The organism is Stenotrophomonas sp. S4, from assembly GCF_054187805.2.
Genome location: NZ_CM196188.1, coordinates 2,347,667 through 2,366,688, shown reverse-complemented (window position 1 = coordinate 2,366,688; position 19,022 = coordinate 2,347,667). Strand labels below are relative to the sequence as shown.

Genomic DNA, 19,022 nt, shown 5'->3' with positions numbered 1-19,022 from the left:
TGGATCGGGCCGCAAGTCTGCCCTCGAGGTCACCCAGCCATTCTGCGCGCGTTCCGTGCGGGTCTCTGATGTAGATGTCACATGCGAGCCGGATGACCGGGTCAACTTCATGGCGGAAGCTAATGGCCGGTAGCGCACCAGAGTTGAATGCCAATCCCCAATGCGTGAGTTCACGTTCGACGTCAACGAAATCCTTGTTCCTCTTGCGTTCCATGTTCTTCTCCTGTTAGAGCTGCACTGTACACCCTTAGAATCGGCGGCCTGTTCATGGCGCTTGTTCATACTGGCGCCAATCGGGCACGGCTGCGTAACACGCTGGGGGCCATTGTGGGGTGGCAGCAGATGGCTGCATCGGAGTAAGACATGAACAACACTTCCCAGCAACAGAACGACAATCGCAACTCGGATGCCGATAAGAAGCACCCGGGTCAGCAGGGCCAAACAGACGGGAAGGACCTCGGCGGTGAGGATTTGGCCGGAAAGCAAGGGCAGCAACAGCAGCAGCCGAACAGCACTGAGCCTGGTCAGCCAAGCCCCGGCCAGGCCCCAAATGTCGGTGTCGATCGCGACAATCGTCGTTGATGCATAAGGAGTGGCCGCGCCAAGCGCGGCTCCTTCCGTATCAACAGGATCGCCAAAATGTCGTCCCACGCTCAAGCTGTGAACTTGATGACGAAGATCATGTATCAATCGCGCCCGGCGACCACGACGACGATGGCTCAGTGCCGGACCTGCCAAGGGGAAAGCCCTGGAGGAATGGAATGCGCGCGGTGTTTGACTGAAAAGCTGGGAAGGGTGATTGCGAATAGAGGCGCTGCTCTTTGCTGGCTTGAGTCGTTCCTAAAAGTTCAGCGAGACGAAGCACACGTGTTCATATGTGCAAAGAGAGTTGATGCGTCAGCGTTGTAGCAGTCGCATTCCGACCTGACATTGTGCAAGCGTATGCTCGGTACATCTAGGAGCAACGCTATGAATTTCCCGATATGCATCTACGATCGAACGGGTACTGGGCTCCGGCTTCCTTCCGAGTGGTGGATTGATCTGCAGTCAGATCTCCCCGCACTAGTGAACGGTAGTGAGCGCATAGATCTACCACGTTCTTCGAAAGATGAGCGCCCTCGCCTGGATCCTGAAGTTCTCAGTGATCTATCCAGACGAATCCGGGGCTCGCAATGGCTAGAGTAGATCTAGCTCAACCGCCAGGCGTGCGCTGGCTTTTCTTCCGACTTCGCAATGGGCAATCGATTAGCCCGGCTAGGCTAATGTCTGTCTGGTGCGAAGCTACTGAATCAACCGAGTGCGCAGTCCGCCGCGAGATCATTGACGGTGCTGGCTACGTATATGCTCTCTATGCGCCAAATGGACTGCGCTCCCCCCGACGTGTGGAGCTGCGCATGAGAGCACTTCTGGAGGAAGCCGGGTACGCCTTCACGATGGGGAGCTTGGCTGGGAGGCATCCAGCCGACGGATGAGGGGGGCGCTTCCAAGGCTAAGGGACGATCACCCGATCCATTTCTCTGGATTCACTGCAGTCCTCGAATGCCTGCGTGTGCCTATCCAGGCCGTTGAAGAGCCCTGACTACGCGGCAAGCAGCGCCAAGCTACCGTCTCCGAGAATGTGGTCGTAGCCTATGAAGGGCGATCTACCGCACCAATTTGCTCGGTTAGAACCGTCAGCGATTGTTCGAAAGCTGCGGCGAAGGGATCGCTGCTGTCGCCCCGGTGTTTGGCCACAATGTTTGGCAGAAGCTGATGCCATGCGTCGGAGAGGTCGCTGGGTGTAGGATGGGTCAGTACGCAGATTCGCAACGCATACTCCATCGCCTTTAGGTAGCCGCGGTGCATCTCAAGTCCTGCCTCGCAGGCGTGGAGGCGATCGAGGATTTCCGTGATTTCGGTCGACATGGCAGTCTCGACAGGCGGGGGCGGGCAGGGGATAGTTCGCGGACACCTAGACGAGCCCGCTATGAGCATCCTCAACGTTCTGCTCACTCGTGACCACCTTGTCGTCGCCGTGGATACCTTGGCAGAGGATGCCCGAACAGGGGAGCATTCCGCGGGGGCGAAGCTGCTTCTGATCCCTCAGCACAACCTGGCGCTGGCCACTCGTGGCTCCACGCAGTTCTTCCTTCGCATCTACGAACTTGCCCTGCAAGCTAGCTTCCGTGCGGACTTCACGATGGAGCAGCTTTCCGCCGAGTTGGGGTTGGTGGTGGATCAATTATGGCCGAACTACCAGAAGGCGGCGGCCGAGGCAGGCCTGCCGCTAGAGCAGCTCGGGACCGAGTTAGTGCTGGGCGGCTGGTCGCCGAAGAAGGGGCGAATGATGGCCACGGCGTATGCCAAGAGCGACAGTCAGCGCCCGACCCGAGTCCAGCCGATCGGCGGGCAGCTGGCATCGCCCGGCGAACCGCTCCAGGCGGTGATGCCGAGCATGTCCCAGACCGATTTAATGGCCCATGCGCGCCTCCAGTCCAGCTACCTCAATGAGCAGATGGGCCGGCAGGTGGCGGGTGGTCGGCTGCTGGCTGGGTTCCTGCAAAACGGGCAGGCCGTGGTCAAGGATCTAGGGGCGATCTGATCTGGGCCGTAGTGCTGGAAGAATCGGCGGAACATAGTCGGAGGTAGCCCTGCGGGGCGTGCCCGGATTGTGTAGAACCCTGGGTGTTGGCGCGCATCCAGAACTGACCCACTTTCGGCGGTGATGCGCGGGTAAAACTGACCCACCTGAAGCCCACATCCTGAGCATCTTTTGCTCGGGGGATTTCAGGAGTGATCACCATGGTCATGTTGGCCAAGATCCGGCGGATGCATTTCCGCGATGGCCTGCCGCTGCGCGAGATCGCCAAGCGCACGGGCCTATCCCGCAATACCATCCGGCGATGGCTGCGCAGCGGCCAGTCCGAGCCGGTCTATCCCAGGCGAGCCTCGCCCTCCCGGCTCGATCCCTACCGGTCCCAGTTGGAGACGTGGCTGCGTGCCGACAGCCATCGTCCCCGGCGGGAACAACGCACCGCCAAGGTGCTGTTCTCGCAGTTGCAGGCGATCGGCTATCCGGGCACCTACACCCGGGTGACGGCCTTCATCCGCCAGTGGAAGGCGGCCGGCGGCGCCAGCCGCCGCCCGGCCTTCGTGCCGTTGCACTTTCCTCCGGGTGAAGCCTTCCAGTTCGACTGGAGCCGCGAGTACGCCTTCGTCGGCAGCCACGCCAAGATGCCGCTGGATCTCGCCCACGTGAAGCTGGCCTGCAGCCGCGCCTTCTGGTTGGTGGCCTATCCCACCCAGAGCCACGAGATGCTGTTCGATGCTCATACCCAGGCGTTTACCGCCTTCGGTGGCGTGCCGCGCCGCGGCATCTACGACAACATGAAGACGGCGGTGGACGGGATCGGCCAGCACCGGGAACGGCGGGTCAACGCCCGCTTCCACGCCATGACCAGCCACTACCTGTTCGCCGCGGAGTTCTGCAACCGCGCCGCGGGTTGGGAGAAGGGGCGGGTCGAGAAGAACGTGCAGGACCGGCGCCGACAGATCTGGATCGAGGCCGGGGCCCGCCACTGGCCAGATCTGGACACCCTCAATGCCTGGCTCGCCAGCGAGTGCCGCGCCGCTTGGCCGATGCAGGCGCATCCGGATGCCTCCGACATCACCGTGGCCGAAGCTCTGGAGGACGAACAGCCCCACCTGATGCCGATGCCCGCGCCCTTCGACGGCTACATCGAGCGGCCGGTGCGGGTCAGTTCGACCGCGCTGGTCAGCTTCCAGCGCAACCGCTACAGCGTGCCGTGCGAACACGCCCACGCCGTCGCCAGCCTGCGCGTGTATCCCTTCGAACTGGCCGTGGTGGTCGGCGAGGCCGAGGTCGCCCGCCACCGGCGCAGCTTCGAGCGTGATCGGGTCCACTACGACTGGCAGCACTACATCGCCCTGGTCCAGCGCAAGCCGGGGGCACTGCGTGACGGCGCGCCGTTCCTGTCCATGCCCGATCCGCTGCGCAAGCTGCAGCAGGTGTTGCTGCGCCAGCCTCACGGCGACCGCGCCATGGCCCAGGTGCTGGCCGCCGTACCCGTGCACGGGCTCGAAGCGGTACTGGTGGCGGTGGAACTGGCACTCGAGTCCGGCCTGGTGCGCGCCGACCACGTGCTCAACGTGCTGGGGCGATTGCAGCATCCGGACCGCACGATCGAGACGGTCGCCTCGCGAGTGACGCTGCGTCATCCGCCGGTGTCCGATCCGGCCCGCTACGACGCCCTGCGGGAGGCAGATCATGTCGACGCCTGACCTGCCGCTGCGCATGCAGCAGCTCAAGCTGCACGGCATGGCCAGCCAGTGGCCCGAACTGCTGGCCAAGATGCGCCTGCACACCATGGAGCCCGAACACTGGATGGCCGAACTGCTGCAGGCCGAGTCCGCCGAACGGCAGGTTCGTGCCCAGGCCAACCAGATGAAGGCCGCACGTTTCCCCGTCCATCGTGACCTGCTCGGGTTCGACTTCGCGGCCAGTCCCGTTGATCGCGCACTGGTCGAACGACTCCACCAGGGTGACTTCATCCACACCCCCGAGAACGTCGTCCTTGTCGGTGGACCGGGCACCGGCAAGACCCACCTGGCCACCGCCATCGGCATCCAGGCCGTGCGCCAGCATCGCCTGCGCGTGCGCTTCTTCTCCACCATCGAACTGGTCAATGCGCTGGAGAAGGAACAGGCCCAGGGCAAGGCCGGGCAGATCGCCCTGCGCCTGACCTATGCCGACCTGGTCATCCTCGATGAACTGGGCTACCTGCCGTTCACCCCCTCAGGCGGCGCGCTGCTGTTCCACCTGATCAGCAAGCTCTACGAGCGCACCAGCCTCGCCATCACCACCAACTTGGCCTTCTCCGAATGGGGTCAGGTGTTCGGCGACGCCAAGATGACCACCGCGCTGCTGGATCGCATCACCCACCACTGCCACATCCTGGAGACCGGCAACGACTCCTGGCGGCTGCGCAACAGCACCGCCGCCAACAAGACCAAAGCCAGAATCAGGGCAAAGGAGGCCACCACCCAGACCACCAACTGATACCCTCAGCCCCGTACACCGGGTGGGTCAAAGTTCAACGCGCAGCCTGGGTCAGTTTTAAGTGCGCGCCAACAAGCGGGCAAGCGGGCAAGCGGGCAAGTCTCTTCGGCTACTAGGGTGACTTGTCCACGGTAATCAGGAGTCACTCACGCTCAGGCACCGAATAGATAGCGGCTATTCTTCCTCATTGAATTCGATGAGCGCCGCACGCAAGACCGCGGCAGGATCGGCCCTAAGAACCTCCTCAGGGGTCGCGCCGTCCAGTAAAGCGTTGCAACTCATAAACCACTCAACCTCACCCCAGCCGGTCGTGCGCCCCTGATCGTCCGGCGTAAACGGCCCTTTCTCTCGCAAGACCGTCAGGATGTCGTGCAACTGACTGACGGGCTGGCCATCTTCCCCAAGCTGCCATGCGGGGTAGCGGTAATGGGACGACGGCGGATCCATGTATGCTGCGAGAAGCCGCCACTGCCGGCGGAGCTTCGTTGCCACTGTCGGCAGCGAGTTCTTATGTGCAGGATCGACGATCCTAGATACTTCCGCGGCGGTCAACCAATGCTCCGCCAACCTCGCGCGCTTTTGGGCAGCGGCGACCAAGATTGGGTGGAGGCTTTCGGAACGGGAACTCACCATCTCGCACCTGCGCTCTAGGACAAGAAGTCCTGCTTAGTGGTGGTGCCCCTGGTCGGAATCGAACCGACGTGTACGCGCTTATCTGGCGCGTGCTCTCACCGGGGTATAAGGCCGGCGCTCTGACCAACATGAGCAACAGGGGCGTGATCGATCTAAGCGATCACGCCGGTATTCGAGGGTCGAGCGAGGCCAGGCAGGTCATAGGGCAAGCATACCGGGATCGATACCAGGCTGCTATCAAAGGTGGTTGGTCGTTTGCAGCGCGCAGACACGCGAACGCCGGTTTGCCACGAAGCGAGCGAGTACCTCGGCCTTCCATTTCGGGGCAACTTGTAGTCAGTTTGTGATTCCAGAGGGCATCTTTTCGGTCGCCCATCGGGTCAGGGGCGATTGTTGGTCAGAAAAAGGGCGTCTGTTGGCTTGAGGGAGGGCACTTCTTTGTCGTCATACAGGAGCCAACAGGGAGGCAAGAGCCAAGCCAGAGCTTCAGCCATTGCCATGCGGAGCCGACAAAGCCAACCGCCGACCGATACAGCATTTCGCATAATGTATATTATGTTGTTAGGCTGCAGGCGTGGCTGGCACAGCGCTTGCCCAGCCCCCGGCTCCTACGTTGGCATGGAGCCTGATCAATGCGTGCTCGAAAACTGACCGGCCCTTGGATCGGTTTTTCGTTTAAGGGCGGCCGACTGGTCACCCCGAGGGACGCGAGCTACTGCCGGAATCTGGCGTGGCTTTCGCTGACAGCTGCCCAAGCCCACGAATGGCGCCGAATGATGGAGGCCAGACGCCTCGGCAGCAAGCCGCGCAAGAAGCTCCAGTTCGAAGCCGCCAACGTGATAGACCTGGCCACCGTCATAGGTCGCCCCCAAGAGCTACCAGTTCGTGGGACCTGATGGACATTTCCGCGTCGGCCATCGTGGCGGCCTCCTGCAGGTCCTGCCGGGCCGTGGACACAATCTGAGCTGCTTCTTTGCACGAATTGCAGGCCGGACCACATCGGGCCATTTGCACACACTGGTCAATGGGAAAATGCCGACATTGACCAAGGAATCTGCGAAACACGCGGGGCGCGTGCGCTTGGATGTACTCCTGAGCATTGGCGAGTCGTACCAGCACTTTACAGCCTCCGCATAGGCTAGGGAGCAGCCCTCCCCTACCCTCAATATATCTTCCCAATCGTTCGCCCTGGGCGACGCCCTCTTCCAGCCAGAGCAGACTACTGAGAGCCAAAGCTCTGGTCGGCCGCCCGGGCAGAACCAGCGAAAACTCTGCCAGAGCAGTAATGGCGCGAGGGAAGACACACCGCGCGACTACGACCCCTCACCTGGATCGTACTGCCACGCGCCCGACGTCTGGCCGTCATATCGGCTTTCGATGTCCTTCAGCCAAATCTCCAGGTCGCCAATAAAACGAATCTTATCGAAATCTTTGAACTTCACTTTGTTGAGCTGTTCCGAAAGCTGCTCAAGTAGCTCCCGGGAAACGTATCGCATCTTTTCCTTCATCGAAAGCGGGACGATGGTCGGCAAGTCCAGCATGACATCGGTATAAAACTCTGCCTTCTTCCTGCGGAATTGCACTCTACGGCTAAGGTTCAGTTCGGGGTCTTGACACAGCAGGAGCAATGCCACGCTCGTCACCTCGTCGCCATAGGACCGAGCGTCGAATTCTGAAGCATTGTCTACGTAGTAGTACAGGATCCTGTCTATTCGCGATTGCCAATCGTAGTCGGCCGTGAAATCCAGCTTCATTGAAACCCCTATCTTCTTACTTTATTCCCTGGAGGGAGCTGACCTGTCTGCGAGAGGAAGTTGTCAATTTTCATCTGCTCTAGAGTCAGCGCCTCTGCTTTTGTCCCGACAAACTCTTTCCTCAACTCGACTCCGCCCGTGCCGATTCCACTCAAATATTTCTGCGAGTATCGCTTGTCCGCATTCTGGGTTGTACCAAATTTCCACAATTCGCCCCTGGATAGCCAAACTTGAGCGGTGGGGTTTTTACTTCCTCTGGTCAGTATGGGCAGTTCGTAGTTGGCGTAGAGGTCAAGGCTGGGCAGCTGAACGAGCTGCCCTACAGGCCGACCGCCGATGGCAAGGACGGCGGCGATGCATATCCAAGCCACCAAGGTGAGCACCAGGATGCCGATGACGAACGTGCGTTGCCCCGATGGTGCAAGGAACGGGAATCTGGTTGCCGCAGTCATTACGGGTCCTCTGCAATGGAGTCGCCAAGGATTCTTGCTGCACGGGCAGGCCGCCCCTGCCCCACCTGGTCCTACAGGAACCGGTGCATCACATACACATCAACCAATCCCAGCGACCGATGCCGGAACGCCGCCGGCAGCGTCCCGACCACGGCAAAGCCCAGCTTCCGGTATAGCTCAACCGCTGGCGCATTGGTGCTGACCACGTAATTGAACTGCATGGCCAGGAACCCCTCCGATCTGGCCCGGACCAGGCTGTCTTCCACCAGCGCCCGGCCGATGCCACGCCCTTGCGTCAGCGGATCGACCACGTAGGTGGCGCTGGCCACATGCGCCCCCAGGTCCGGGTAGTTGGCGCCCATCTTGTACATTCCGACCACGCGCCCTTCCAGAACGGCCACAAAGGCCGCCTGCACTCCGAACCAGTGGCTCCGAAAGGTGCCGGCCTCGAAGGTGCCGGCGAACGGGAGCGCATCCTCCGCCGCAATGGCCGCCTTGAAAATCGCCCACATGGCGTCGAAGTCACCGGCGGTGGCAGCTCGGATATCCATGCGATTCCTCACGGATCGGCGTAGTGGGCAAGGCGGACACTAGCAGAATCCAGCAAGCGTCCCCTACCCGCTTCACGCGCCACCGCCATCGGTTCGGCAATAGTTGAGTGAATTCCGGCCCTTAGAGCAGTACATGCCCCCTACTTCCGCGCGCATCCCGCACCGGCTCCGCCGATGGCGCGTCGCTGGCTACATCCTGCTGGGCGTGTACGTTCTCTACCTGCTGGCCGGCAACATCTTCCTCAACACCCCGCTGTTCGACCAGGTCACCAACCGCAAGCCGCACAAGTTCGTGATGACGACCGGCCCGGCCATCACGCTGCTGCCGGGCCACGTCATTGCCTGGAACGTGCATATGCGCGGCCACGTCAACCACACCGTCTACGTACTGCACGCCGAGCGTGCCAGCGCCCGCCTGGCAGTCCTGCCCCTGATTAGCCGCGAAGTGCGGGTTCCCCGATTGCAGGCCACTGGCGTGTCGGCCGAGATCAGTCGCGTTGAGGACGCCATTCCGTCGCCCCCGCGCAGCGACCAGGGCTGGACCCTGCGTTTCGACGCCATCCACAGCGACAGCATTCGCAGTGCCCGGCTCGGCAAGCTGCTGATCATCGGCAAGGGCCGGGGCACGGTTGGGTTCCTCAAGCAGCTTCGCGGCGGTCCGTCCGAACTGTTCGATTCCGAGGTCTCGTTCAGTAAGGCGGACACCAGCTATGACGGCGTGCAGCTGCTGGGCGACATGGATCTGACCGCGCGCTTCAGCTATCCGCGCCACTATCGCGACCAGGCGCCCGGCCTGGCCAAGTTGAAGCTGCTGCATGCGCAACTGGAGGTGGATGCGCGCAGCCAGGGCCTGCGCATGGATACGGATGCGCAGACGCCGCGCATCTCCAGCTCGCCAGTGCCCGGCCGCCTGCAACTGGCAGTTCACATGATCGATGGCCAGCTGCAACCCGGTGACCACGCGCTCTGGCAGGTGCCGCTCTTCCTCGGCGATGGCGCGCCCAATCGCGGCGTGCTGGCCCTGCAGCTCAATGTGGCCAACGACCTGCGCCTGCAGGCCCGCCTGCCGCCACGCCCGGATTCGGCCGCCGGCATCGATGCCGACCTGCTCATCACCGGGCGCGAGATTCCGTTCCATCACCCTGCCCAGCTGCTGGAACGCAGCTCCGGTACCGTGCGTGGCGAATGGGCCTTCACCTCGCTCAACTGGATCCCTGCCCTGTTCGTGCGCAAACCATGGCTGCAACTCGACGGCGGCGGCACCCTGAAGGCCGATCTGCGCCTGCGCAATGGCGAACTGATGGAAGGCAGCACCGTGGACATTCCCTCCGCCGCGGCGGTGGCCGAAGTGGCCGGCGTGCGTCTGGCCGGTACCGCCAGCGCGCATGGCGAGCTGAAGGCCGGCAGCCCCAACCAGGCACAGCTGGCGATCCGGTTGCCTCGCTTCACCGCGCGGCCCAGCGATGCGAAGGATGTGCGGCTGTTCGACGGGCGTGACCTGGCCGTGGACCTCACCGGCGATGGCCGCCTGCAGGAACTGCGCAAGGGCGTTCGTGCGCGGTTGCGCTTCAGCCAAGCGACCATCCCGGACCTGGCCGCCTACAACCGCTACCTTGGCTCCCAACAGGTGCGCCTGCTGCGGGGCACCGGCAGCCTCAGCGGCGACGCCACGCTCGACACCGATGGCCGCGTCGGCCACGGCACCGCGCGGCTGCTGGGCCGCAATGCCAGCGCCAAGGTAGCGGGCCTGGACATGGGCGGCGATGTCGACGTGAATGCGACGCTTCGCCGCGGCGACTTCAACCAGCGCCATTTCGATCTGTCCGGCACCACCGTGGAGCTGCGCAATGTGCAGGTGGCGGGCACCGATTCCAGCAGCGTGTGGAAAGGCCGTGCCGTGTTCAAGCGGGGCCGCATCGACGCGCAGTCCCCGTTCCAGGTGGACGCCACCACCGATCTGACCCTGAGCGATGCACGCCCCTTGCTGGCGGTGTTCGCCAGGCGCACCGACTATCCGCGCTGGACGCTGTCGCTGCTCGACTCCGGCCAGGTCGATGCACAGGCCACGTTGCGCTGGCGCCCAGGTCATCTGCTGATCGACGGCCTGCGGGCCGAGAATGATCGCCTGTCGGTACGTGCGCGGCTGGATCTGCTGGAGCAGCGCAAGCGTGGTGATCTCTACCTGCGTTGGGGGCTGCTGGGCGCGGGCATCGAGCTTGATGGCGAACAGCGCCAGTGGCATCTGGCCAAGGCGCGGGAATGGTTCGATCAGCGCCCTTCGCTGTTGCCGGCTGGCGAAAGTGGAAGCGCCGCGGGTTCTTCAGACTGATCGCCCCGGGCTGCATCCATTTGCCGCTTCCGTTCGTATGAGCGTGTAAACGCAGGACGGAGCGGCACGGAATGAAGCGGCGTTCACAGGTTATGGGCCTTCTGGGATGGGGTGTGGTCACTTTTGCGGCGGCGGCAGTCGGCGCGTGGGCATCGACATCCGCCGCCAGCTTCTACGCCACCCTCGCCTTGCCCGCCTGGGCACCGCCTGCCACCGTGTTTGGCCCGGTGTGGAGCCTGCTCTACGCGATGATGGCCATTGCGGCGTGGCTGGTCTGGCGCGAACGCGGCTGGCGCAACGCACAGCCGGCCTTGGCGCTCTATCTGGTGCAGCTGGCCGTCAACGCCCTCTGGAGCTGGCTGTTCTTCGGCTGGAAGCTGGGCGCGCTGGCCTTCGTCGACATTCTTGTATTGATCACCCTGGTCTGCGCAACGATCGTTGCCTTCGCCCGCATCCATCGCGGCGCGGCGGTGATGCTGCTGCCTTACCTGGCCTGGATATCGTTCGCCTCGGCGCTGAACTTCGCGGTGTGGCGCGCCAATCCCGGGTTGCTGTGACCCAGTGTCAGTGCTCTCAGGCCTGTGCGACGCGCTGCGGCTGCCATGCACGCAGCAACGCCGGCTTGAACGCCTGCTGGCCACAACCCGTGGGGCATCGCACCACGCGTGCGGCGGTATGGCTGACCAGTCCCTGCCCCTCTTCCGCCTTGAACACCGTTTCGCAGCACAGGCAGCGCGCAACCAGCGAGTACAGGTGGAGCAGGCGCCCACTGGCCGGATCCTGCAGGGCATCCACATCCAGCAACTCGAATTGGCAGCTGTCGGCAAGCATGCGGTATGGCGTTGAAGGCAAGGTCTGCAGGTTCACGGGACGTGGTCACTCAGGAATGTGCGTTCACCCTAGGCAAGTCGGTGTCGAGCGCGCGTGCAGCGCACATGTACCTTTCGCGAAACATGCAAGTGCTGTTGGAATGTTCAGATGAAGAATTCAGGTTTGAATGAAACGTTCTTCACGCGCACGTGCTGGTAGGCGAATGCACGATTTTGCTTCACCATCCATGCATACCGGATGCAGCGCTGGGCCATTCCAGCCATCCACGAATCATGAGTCCCGCCCTTGATGCCTTCTGCCGAGCCCACGCACGACACCGCTAAGTCCCGTTGTGCGCGCGAACCGATCCACACGCCCGGTGCCATCCAGCCATACGGCGTGCTTCTGGTAGTGGAGCCACAGTCACTGCGGGTGCGTGAGCGCGCCATCAGCCAGCCGGGGTTGCTGCAGCAGTTCGGCGAACCCTTGATGCAGCATGTCAGCGAAGTACTGGGCGGCGTGCTGGCACCCTTCCAGGCGCTGTTCCAGCAGGCCACGGTGGGCAGCAGCGCCCATGTCGGCGCTGTGCACCTGGATGGCCATGGGCGGCATCAGCTGCTGGTGCATCGCTCCGCCACCGATCTGCTGATCGAGCTGGAGGCACCGGTTCCCGGCCAGCCGGGTTCGCTGGAAGAACTGTATCCGTCGATCCGCGAACTGATGACCGGCATCGAATCGGCTACCACCGTGGAAGATCTGTGCCAGCTGGCGGCCGCGCACATGCGCCGACTGACCGGCTTCGACCGTACCCTGGTCTACCAGTTCGATGCCGGCTGGAACGGCATCGTGGTCGCCGAGGATGGCAACGGCCTGTTGCCGTCCTACCTGGACCTGCGCTTCCCCGAGTCGGACATTCCGGCCCAGGCCCGCGAGCTGTACCGGCGCAACCGGGTGCGACTGATCGCGGACAGCAACTACACCCCTGCCCCGCTGATGCGCAGCGACGAACACCGCGACGCACCGGCCACCGACCTGAGCCTGGCCGTGCTGCGCAGCGTTTCGCCCGTGCACCTGCAGTACATGCGCAACATGGGCACCGGCGCGTCGATGTCGGTGTCGCTGGTGCATGAGGGCCAGCTGTGGGGCCTGGTGTCCTGCCACACGGTGCAGCCGCGCCGCCTGCCCTACCACGTGCGCACCGCCTGCGAATTCATGGGCCAGATCCTCTCGCTGCAGATCGCACTGAAGGAGCGTGCCCGCGCCATCGAAGAGCGCGTGGCGCGCCGCTCGGTGCTGGTAAAGCTGCTGGCACGCATGGCCGGCGATGAGGATTTCATGGCTGCGCTGCGCCACGATGAAGCCAGCCTGCTGTCGCTGACCGGCGCGGCAGGCGCCGCCATCGTGCACAAGGGCGACTGCATGCGTGTGGGCCAGAGCCCGCCCGCAACCGACGTGCTGGCCCTGGCCGATTGGCTGGCCGCACAGCAGGCCGGGCAGGAGACGTACTGCAGTGACCACCTGGCAGCCGACTGGGCGCCCGGTGCGCGCCTGTCCGACGTGGCCAGCGGCGTACTGGCGGTGTCCATTTCGCAGCTGCATGACAGCTACCTGATGTGGTTCCGCCCCGAAGTGCTGCGTACCGTGCGCTGGGGCGGCGATCCACGCAAGACCGCGGCACCCGACGTGGCACTGTCGCCGCGCAGCTCCTTCGAGGCCTGGAAGGAAACCGTTCAGCAGCGCAGCCTGCCGTGGAACGACGCCGACCGCGATGCCGCCCACGAGATGCGCACCGCCATCGTCGACATCGTGCTGCGCAAGGCCGAAGAAATGGCCGAGCTCAACGAGCAGCTGGTCCGCAGCAACAAGGAACTCGAAGCGTTTTCCTATTCGGTCAGCCACGACCTGCGTGCGCCCTTCCGCCACATCGTCGGTTACTCGGAGCTACTGGGCAGCTCGGCCGGCGAACGCCTCAACGATACCGAGCGCCGCTTCCTGGATACCATCGTGGAGTCGGCCAAATCTGCCGGAACGCTGGTGGACGACCTGCTGAGCTTCTCTCAGATGGGTCGCTCCACGCTCGGCCGGGTGCGGCTGGACATGGCCGCACTGGCCAAGGATGTGCGCCGCAGCCTGGCGCTGGACTACGCAGGACGCGACGTGCAGTGGACACTGGCGCCGCTGCCGGAGGTGCAGGCCGACCCGACAATGATGCGCCTGGTCTGGCAGAACCTGCTGGCCAACGCGGTCAAGTTCACCCGTGAGCGCGAGCAGGCAGCGATCGAGATCGGCCATGAGCGCCTTGAGGAGGAGGACCACTTCTTCGTGCGCGACAACGGCTGCGGTTTCGACATGCGCTACGTGGACAAGCTGTTCGGCGTGTTCCAGCGCCTGCACCATGTCGAGGAATTCGAAGGCACGGGCATCGGCCTGGCCAATGTCCGCCGCATCGTCGGCCGCCATGGCGGCCGCACCTGGGCCGAGGGCGAACCCGGCAAGGGCGCCACGATCCACTTCACCCTACCCCGTTCCACAGGAGATCACCCATGAGGGACCTGCGGCCGATCCTCTTGGTAGAGGACAGCCCCAAGGATGCAGAGCTGACGCTGGCGGCGTTGTCGCGTTGCCAGTTGCTGAACGATGTCATCCATGTACGCGACGGCGCCGAAGCGCTGGACTACCTGCGCTGCGAAGGCAAATTTGCCGGCGCCAACCACGGCGGCCCGGTGGTGGTGCTGCTGGACCTGAAGCTGCCCAAGGTGAACGGCCTGGAGGTGCTGGAGCAGGTACGTGGCGATTCGAACCTGAGCAGCACGCCGGTGGTGATGCTGACCTCCTCCCGCGAAGAGCAGGATCTGGTGCGCAGTTACGAACTGGGCGTCAACGCATTCGTGGTCAAGCCGGTGGACTTCAAGGAGTTCTTCGACGCCATCCAGGGCCTGGGCATGTTCTGGGGCATCACCAACCAGCCGCCGCCGCATCGCCCCAACGGCTCGGGGCAGCACGATGCGTGATGGATCGCGCCGCAGCGAGCGCCTGCGCATCCTCATGCTGGAGGACAGTGCGCTTGATGCGGAGCTGATCACCGCACAACTGCAACGGGCCGGCCTCGACTTCGAGGCCGAGCGCCTGTGGACCCGCAATGCCTTCATCGAGGCGATCGAGAATCGCGCCTTCGATGTCATCCTGGCCGATCATGTGCTGCCGGGATTCGATGGCGACGCCGCGCTGGCGCTGGCCCGAGAGCGCATCCCGCAGACGCCCTTCATCTTTGTCTCCGGCACGCTTACCGAGGAGCTGGCGGTACAGGCCCTGACCCGTGGCGCGCGCGATTACGTGGTCAAGCAGCGCCTGCAACGCCTGCCGGATGCGATCCGCCGCGCCCGCCAGGAGGCGCACGAGCGCACCCAGCTGGCCCACGCCCAAGCCGCCCTGAATGACAGCCAGGCCCAGCTGCAGCAGGTGACCGATGCCGTCCCGGCACTGATCGCCCAGCTCGACAGGGAGCATCGCTACCGCTTCGCCAACAAGGCCTTCCTCGACTGGCACGGCGTCAGCCTGGCCGAACTGCTGGGCCGTACTGCGCGCGATGTCAGTGGCATTTCCGCCTTCGAACATGCCCTGCCCAGCATCGAACGGGTGCTGCAGGGTGAGCGCACCCGCTTCCAGGTGGAACTGGCCCACCGCAGTGGCGAGTCACGATTCGTGCAGATGGACTGCGTGCCGGAGCGAGGCGCCGACGGCACCGTGGTCGGCTACATCTGCCTGGGCAGCGACGTCTCCGGGCTGAAGCAGGCCGAGCTCGCCCTGCGCGAAGACAACCAGCTGCTCGAGCAGCAGGTGCAGGCGCGTACTGCCGAGCTTCGGGCCAGCAAGCGACGCTTGCAGGCCATCTTCGAATCCAGCTTCCAGCACCAGGTGCTGCTGGACCAGGGCGGCCGCGTGGTCGACGCCAATATCGCCTCGTTGGCCGCCGTACTGGCCGACAAGCCCGATGTGGTGGGTCAGCGCTATGGGCAATCGCTGTGGTTCGCCACCAGCGGCGACGTCGGCACCCTGGTGGACCAGGCCGTTGCCGCTGCCGCGAAGGGGCACAGCTCGCTGCATGCACTGGATCTGGAGTTGCCCACCGGCCGTCGCAGCTACGATTTTTCGTTCCGTCCGCTATTGGATGCCGAAGGCGCGGTGACGGCGGTGGTGTCGGAGGCCGTGGAAACCACCGCCCGCCTGCAGGCCGAGCATGCACTGCGCCAGTCACAGAAGATTGAAGCGGTGGGCCAGCTCACCGGCGGCATCGCCCACGACTTCAACAATATCCTGACGGTGATTTCCGGCAACGTCGAACACGCCATGCTGCTCAGCGAGCGTGCCGGCGAGCCGGGCGCCATCGTCAGCCGTGCGCTGGACAACGCCCTCAAGGGCGTGGGCCGTGCCGCCAGCCTGACCCAGCGCCTGCTGGCATTTGCCCGGCGCCAGCCGCTGCACAGCCAGGCCGCCAATCTCAACGATCGCCTGCTGGACATGCATGACATGCTGCAGCGTGCGTTGGGCGAGCTGGTGCAGCTGGAAATCCGCGCCGCTGCGGACGTCTGGTGCGTCGAGATCGACGTCAGCCAGCTGGAGGCTTCGGTGCTCAACCTGGCCGTCAACGCCCGCGATGCCATGCCCCACGGCGGCCGGCTGGTGATCGAGGTCGACAACAGTCATCTCGACCACGATTACGCTGCCCTGTTCCCCGATGCAGCGCCTGGCGAATACGTGATGCTGCGGGTCCGCGACAACGGCCACGGCATGGACGCGGCCACCCTCGCGCGCGTGTTCGAGCCCTTCTTCACCACCAAGCAGGTCGGCCGCGGCACCGGCCTGGGCCTGTCGATGGTGCACGGCTTCGTCAAGCAGTCCGGCGGCCATGTGCTGATCGATTCAATGGAAGGTGGCGGCACCAGCATCACCATGATGTTCCCGCGTTCCGCGCTGGCCCTGCCCTGCGCGGCAAGCGCGCCTCAGACAGGCTTGGCGGGCTACTCGCCGCGCGAGGAAACCATCCTGGTGGCCGAGGACAACGATGATGTGCGTGCGCACACCGTTGATGCCCTGCGCCTGCTCGGCTATCGCGTGCTGGAAGCGCACGACGGCCCCTCCGCGCTGCGGCTGCTGGAACGTCCCGACACCCGGGTGGACCTGCTGTTCTCGGACGTGGTGATGCCCGGCATGTCGGGTTGGGAGCTGGTGCGTGAAGTGCGGGAACGCTGGCCGGAAGTCGCCGTGCTGTTCACTTCGGGGTATCCACGCGACCACGACCAGGTGGGCAGCCAGGGCCGGGCAGCCGCGCTGCTGCCCAAGCCGTTTACCCGCAGCGACCTGGCCCAGGCCGTGCGTACCGCGCTGGAAGGTGCCGCGCACTGAGGTCAGGCAACCGGGTCGCTCACGTCCATCGCGATCCGGTTGATGTCCGCGCACTCCACCGTGGCAGGCGGATGTTCCCTGCCGGCCAGTGCAATCATCGCCTGGCCGAGGGCCAGATTGCTGGTCATCAGCGATGGCGCAATCGCACCGGCCAGCTTCATCAACGGTGCGCCACCCCAGTACAAGGGCTTCAGCAGGGGATGGCGGGTATCAGTTCCCTCGACAGGGCGCACGCCACCCGGGCGCAGCATGACCGTGCGGACCGGCAGTTCCTGCAGTGCCCGCTCGGTCTCGCCCTTCACCCGCAATGGCATTACCCGGCTTCGCGCATCCGCGCCGGCGCCGGAGACATACAGGAAGCACCCCTGCGGATTCGCGGCGGCCCAGGCGCGGGCAACGGCCAGGGTGGTGTCCAGCGTCACCCGCCGGTACTCGGCCTCGGCCGTGCCCACCGGCGGAGCGCCGGCGCAGTAGAAGCAGGCGTCGAATCCCAACAGGTCATCCTGCCGTTCCTGGATACGCAGAAAGTCAGGCACGATCAGTTCGCTGCCAGTGCCATTGAGACTGCCCGGGTGCCGGACCAGGGCAGTCAGATCGGCGACCCGGGGCGAGCGCTGGCAGGCCAGGGCCACACCCTGCCCCACCAGCCCTGCAGCACCGGTCAACAGAACCCGTAGCGCGCCCGTTGCCATCGCCGCACTCATCCTAGAGCTTCACAAACCGCTGGATCTTCCGCGCCAGCCAGCCACTGAACACCAGTGGCGCATCCAGCGCCGACACGCAGATGCACGGCAGGCCCGGCGCCGTCACCGGTTGATGCTCCACTTCCTCATCCAGATCCGCCACGTCGCCCGGTGCAAACAGCCCCAGCGCATCGTTGTAGGAACCGCGCAGGATCTGGGTCAGCTCGCTGCGGCCATGGCTGTGCATGGGCAGGCACTTGCCCGGGGCGATCTTCAGCATGATCAGCGACGGCATCTGCTCGGCACGGATGCAGTGCACGCCCGGCGCCATCCAGCGCCAACGCAACCCGCTGAGCGAGGCGCCGAAGAAGGGGTGCAGCGAGGCAGGCAGATGGTCCGGGTCGGCCTCGGGCCGCTCCTTCGGCACGGAACGCGCGGCTCCGGTCATGGCAATCGGCATTTCCGCAGCCAACTGCATCAGCATGGCCTCACGCAACTGCTCACGCCGCGAATCGGCGGTGGACGGTTGTGTCTGTTCCAGCAGAGCGGAGCCGATCGCCTCAGCCTCGCGCAGGCGCTGGCGGCAATGCGGGCACTGCTCCAGGTGGGCGCCGGCCACGATGCTCAGCGGCGCCGGCAGCGCGCCGGCGGCATAGCTCATCAAGGTGGATTCATGCAGGTGGTGATGCGGATTCACAGCGCACCTCCCACTTTGGCCTGCAGTTGCAGAAACGCGCGGCGCAGGTGTGATTTGACCGTCCCCAGCGGCATGCCGAGTGCCTCGGCGATCTCGCTGTGGCTTTTGGCTTCGAAATAGGACATCCGCACCAGTCGCGCCTGCACCGCGGGCAGCTCGTTGATGCGCTGGCGCAGCCGTGCCTGGTCGGCGAACTGCTCGGCGCTGCTACGTTCGATCACATCCACCGTCGCAGCGTCCTCCACCGCCGCCTGCACCTGCATCCAGCTGCGTTCGCGCCGTATGCGATCGATATGCAGATTGCGGGCGATGCGATACAGCCAGGTACTCAGCGCCCCCTGCGCAGGATCGAAGTCGGCAGCGCGCAGCCATAGCCGCAGCAGGCTCTCCTGCGCCAGCTCCTCGGCCACCGCCTCAGGCACGCCCAGGCCACGCAGGTACACGCACAGCCGCGGCATGAAGTAGTCGTAGATCCGCATGAAACAGTCGCGGTCACGCAGCCGTGCCACGCCGTCCATGTCACCGGCCCAGTTCGTCGGCTCGTTGCTCGGCTGCTGGGCGCTGGACACGATGCGTACGCTATCGAAGTTGAGGAGGTGGCTGGCGGCGTCAGGGTACATCGGCGTTCGCGGCGGGCGGGTGAAGGTCTGT

19 protein-coding genes and 1 tRNA gene are annotated in these 19,022 nt (G+C 64.3%); 10 read left to right on the top strand and 10 right to left on the bottom strand.

What is annotated here, in order from left to right; all coding sequences use genetic code 11:
• The first annotated feature begins 363 nt into the window (after positions 1 to 363).
• Positions 364 to 582 carry a hypothetical protein gene (locus ACUZUJ_RS11060; protein ID WP_197587583.1) on the top strand — a complete coding sequence of 73 codons (219 nt, stop codon included), beginning with the start codon at positions 364 to 366 and terminating at the stop codon, positions 580 to 582.
• 590 nt (positions 583 to 1,172) lie between these two features.
• Positions 1,173 to 1,472, top strand: a complete 300-nt coding sequence (locus tag ACUZUJ_RS11055; protein WP_083797339.1) for a hypothetical protein — start codon at positions 1,173 to 1,175, stop codon at positions 1,470 to 1,472.
• Between the two features lie 157 nt (positions 1,473 to 1,629).
• Here ACUZUJ_RS11055 and ACUZUJ_RS11050 read toward each other — a convergent pair whose 3' ends face one another.
• Complete coding sequence (locus ACUZUJ_RS11050) at positions 1,630 to 1,905, bottom strand: hypothetical protein (RefSeq protein WP_135968493.1); 276 nt, start codon at positions 1,903 to 1,905, stop codon at positions 1,630 to 1,632.
• Positions 1,906 to 1,966: 61 nt separating this feature from the next.
• On the opposite strand from ACUZUJ_RS11050, the gene ACUZUJ_RS11045 reads away from it, so the two are divergent.
• The 3 genes from ACUZUJ_RS11045 (at position 1,967) to istB (ending at position 5,059) form a co-directional block, all read left to right on the top strand.
• Positions 1,967 to 2,581 (top strand): hypothetical protein, encoded by a 615-nt coding sequence (locus ACUZUJ_RS11045; protein ID WP_197587582.1) that lies wholly within the window; start codon positions 1,967 to 1,969, stop codon positions 2,579 to 2,581.
• Positions 2,582 to 2,781: 200 nt separating this feature from the next.
• On the top strand, positions 2,782 to 4,281 hold the full coding sequence (gene istA, locus ACUZUJ_RS11040; protein WP_003097546.1) for an IS21-like element ISPa36 family transposase: 1,500 nt from the start codon (positions 2,782 to 2,784) through the stop codon (positions 4,279 to 4,281).
• Entirely contained in the window at positions 4,268 to 5,059 is a 792-nt protein-coding gene (gene istB / locus ACUZUJ_RS11035; RefSeq protein ID WP_003097544.1) for an IS21-like element ISPa36 family helper ATPase IstB, read from the top strand. The genes istA and istB overlap by 14 nt, the downstream gene beginning before the upstream one ends.
• A 174-nt stretch (positions 5,060 to 5,233) precedes the next feature.
• Here istB and ACUZUJ_RS11030 read toward each other — a convergent pair whose 3' ends face one another.
• From ACUZUJ_RS11030 to ACUZUJ_RS11010, 5 genes are all read right to left on the bottom strand, one after another.
• On the bottom strand, positions 5,234 to 5,611 hold the full coding sequence (locus tag ACUZUJ_RS11030; protein WP_458219984.1) for a hypothetical protein: 378 nt from the start codon (positions 5,609 to 5,611) through the stop codon (positions 5,234 to 5,236).
• A 121-nt stretch (positions 5,612 to 5,732) separates the two neighbouring features.
• A tRNA-Ile gene (locus ACUZUJ_RS11025) sits at positions 5,733 to 5,835 on the bottom strand.
• 1,170 nt (positions 5,836 to 7,005) lie between these two features.
• Complete coding sequence (locus tag ACUZUJ_RS11020; RefSeq protein ID WP_430345640.1) at positions 7,006 to 7,446, bottom strand: Imm44 family immunity protein; 441 nt, start codon at positions 7,444 to 7,446, stop codon at positions 7,006 to 7,008.
• Positions 7,447 to 7,454: 8 nt separating this feature from the next.
• Positions 7,455 to 7,898, bottom strand: coding sequence for a hypothetical protein (locus ACUZUJ_RS11015; protein WP_458219983.1), 444 nt, complete (start codon positions 7,896 to 7,898; stop codon positions 7,455 to 7,457).
• Between the two features lie 71 nt (positions 7,899 to 7,969).
• Complete coding sequence (locus ACUZUJ_RS11010; protein WP_458219982.1) at positions 7,970 to 8,449, bottom strand: GNAT family N-acetyltransferase; 480 nt, start codon at positions 8,447 to 8,449, stop codon at positions 7,970 to 7,972.
• A gap of 133 nt (positions 8,450 to 8,582) precedes the next feature.
• On the opposite strand from ACUZUJ_RS11010, the gene ACUZUJ_RS11005 reads away from it, so the two are divergent.
• Both ACUZUJ_RS11005 and ACUZUJ_RS11000 read left to right on the top strand, forming a co-directional pair.
• Positions 8,583 to 10,778: an AsmA family protein gene (locus ACUZUJ_RS11005; protein ID WP_458219981.1), complete on the top strand. Its 2,196-nt coding sequence runs from the start codon at positions 8,583 to 8,585 to the stop codon at positions 10,776 to 10,778.
• A 71-nt stretch (positions 10,779 to 10,849) separates the two neighbouring features.
• Entirely contained in the window at positions 10,850 to 11,335 is a 486-nt protein-coding gene (locus tag ACUZUJ_RS11000; protein WP_049445281.1) for a TspO/MBR family protein, read from the top strand.
• Between the two features lie 16 nt (positions 11,336 to 11,351).
• On the opposite strand, the gene ACUZUJ_RS10995 is transcribed toward ACUZUJ_RS11000, so the two are convergent.
• Positions 11,352 to 11,645, bottom strand: coding sequence for a hypothetical protein (locus ACUZUJ_RS10995; protein WP_032127324.1), 294 nt, complete (start codon positions 11,643 to 11,645; stop codon positions 11,352 to 11,354).
• A gap of 252 nt (positions 11,646 to 11,897) precedes the next feature.
• Between ACUZUJ_RS10995 and ACUZUJ_RS10990 the strand changes: the two genes are divergently transcribed.
• From ACUZUJ_RS10990 to ACUZUJ_RS10980, 3 genes are read left to right on the top strand one after another with little or no spacing between them, the layout of a single operon-like run.
• Positions 11,898 to 14,135 carry an ATP-binding protein gene (locus tag ACUZUJ_RS10990; protein ID WP_049445284.1) on the top strand — a complete coding sequence of 746 codons (2,238 nt, stop codon included), beginning with the start codon at positions 11,898 to 11,900 and terminating at the stop codon, positions 14,133 to 14,135.
• Positions 14,132 to 14,599, top strand: coding sequence for a response regulator (locus ACUZUJ_RS10985; protein ID WP_049445287.1), 468 nt, complete (start codon positions 14,132 to 14,134; stop codon positions 14,597 to 14,599). The genes ACUZUJ_RS10990 and ACUZUJ_RS10985 overlap by 4 nt, the downstream gene beginning before the upstream one ends.
• Entirely contained in the window at positions 14,592 to 16,991 is a 2,400-nt protein-coding gene (locus ACUZUJ_RS10980) for a PAS domain-containing hybrid sensor histidine kinase/response regulator (RefSeq protein WP_049445290.1), read from the top strand. Before ACUZUJ_RS10985 ends, ACUZUJ_RS10980 begins: the two co-directional genes overlap by 8 nt.
• A gap of 2 nt (positions 16,992 to 16,993) precedes the next feature.
• Here the strand turns inward: ACUZUJ_RS10980 and ACUZUJ_RS10975 are convergent, their stop codons facing one another.
• The 3 genes from ACUZUJ_RS10975 to ACUZUJ_RS10965 are packed head-to-tail and all read right to left on the bottom strand — an operon-like array spanning position 16,994 to position 18,991.
• On the bottom strand, positions 16,994 to 17,695 hold the full coding sequence (locus ACUZUJ_RS10975) for a Rossmann-fold NAD(P)-binding domain-containing protein (protein WP_259337345.1): 702 nt from the start codon (positions 17,693 to 17,695) through the stop codon (positions 16,994 to 16,996).
• Between the two features lies 1 nt (position 17,696).
• On the bottom strand, positions 17,697 to 18,371 hold the full coding sequence (locus ACUZUJ_RS10970) for a ChrR family anti-sigma-E factor (protein WP_049445293.1): 675 nt from the start codon (positions 18,369 to 18,371) through the stop codon (positions 17,697 to 17,699).
• Complete coding sequence (locus tag ACUZUJ_RS10965) at positions 18,368 to 18,991, bottom strand: sigma-70 family RNA polymerase sigma factor (protein WP_049445296.1); 624 nt, start codon at positions 18,989 to 18,991, stop codon at positions 18,368 to 18,370. Before ACUZUJ_RS10965 ends, ACUZUJ_RS10970 begins: the two co-directional genes overlap by 4 nt.
• Positions 18,992 to 19,022: the final 31 nt, after the last annotated feature.

Coding starts and splice junctions, on each gene's coding strand:
- istB (WP_003097544.1), top strand. CDS start 4,268: ATGTCGACGCCTGACCTGCCGCTGCGCATGCAGCAGCTCAAGCTGCAC.
- ACUZUJ_RS10985 (WP_049445287.1), top strand. CDS start 14,132: ATGAGGGACCTGCGGCCGATCCTCTTGGTAGAGGACAGCCCCAAGGAT.
- istA (WP_003097546.1), top strand. CDS start 2,782: ATGGTCATGTTGGCCAAGATCCGGCGGATGCATTTCCGCGATGGCCTG.
- ACUZUJ_RS10965 (WP_049445296.1), bottom strand. CDS start 18,991: ATGTACCCTGACGCCGCCAGCCACCTCCTCAACTTCGATAGCGTACGC.
- ACUZUJ_RS10990 (WP_049445284.1), top strand. CDS start 11,898: ATGCCTTCTGCCGAGCCCACGCACGACACCGCTAAGTCCCGTTGTGCG.
- ACUZUJ_RS11020 (WP_430345640.1), bottom strand. CDS start 7,446: ATGAAGCTGGATTTCACGGCCGACTACGATTGGCAATCGCGAATAGAC.
- ACUZUJ_RS10975 (WP_259337345.1), bottom strand. CDS start 17,695: ATGAGTGCGGCGATGGCAACGGGCGCGCTACGGGTTCTGTTGACCGGT.
- ACUZUJ_RS11010 (WP_458219982.1), bottom strand. CDS start 8,449: ATGGATATCCGAGCTGCCACCGCCGGTGACTTCGACGCCATGTGGGCG.
- ACUZUJ_RS11050 (WP_135968493.1), bottom strand. CDS start 1,905: ATGTCGACCGAAATCACGGAAATCCTCGATCGCCTCCACGCCTGCGAG.
- ACUZUJ_RS11055 (WP_083797339.1), top strand. CDS start 1,173: ATGGCTAGAGTAGATCTAGCTCAACCGCCAGGCGTGCGCTGGCTTTTC.
- ACUZUJ_RS11060 (WP_197587583.1), top strand. CDS start 364: ATGAACAACACTTCCCAGCAACAGAACGACAATCGCAACTCGGATGCC.
- ACUZUJ_RS10980 (WP_049445290.1), top strand. CDS start 14,592: ATGCGTGATGGATCGCGCCGCAGCGAGCGCCTGCGCATCCTCATGCTG.
- ACUZUJ_RS11000 (WP_049445281.1), top strand. CDS start 10,850: ATGAAGCGGCGTTCACAGGTTATGGGCCTTCTGGGATGGGGTGTGGTC.
- ACUZUJ_RS11045 (WP_197587582.1), top strand. CDS start 1,967: ATGAGCATCCTCAACGTTCTGCTCACTCGTGACCACCTTGTCGTCGCC.
- ACUZUJ_RS11005 (WP_458219981.1), top strand. CDS start 8,583: ATGCCCCCTACTTCCGCGCGCATCCCGCACCGGCTCCGCCGATGGCGC.
- ACUZUJ_RS11015 (WP_458219983.1), bottom strand. CDS start 7,898: ATGACTGCGGCAACCAGATTCCCGTTCCTTGCACCATCGGGGCAACGC.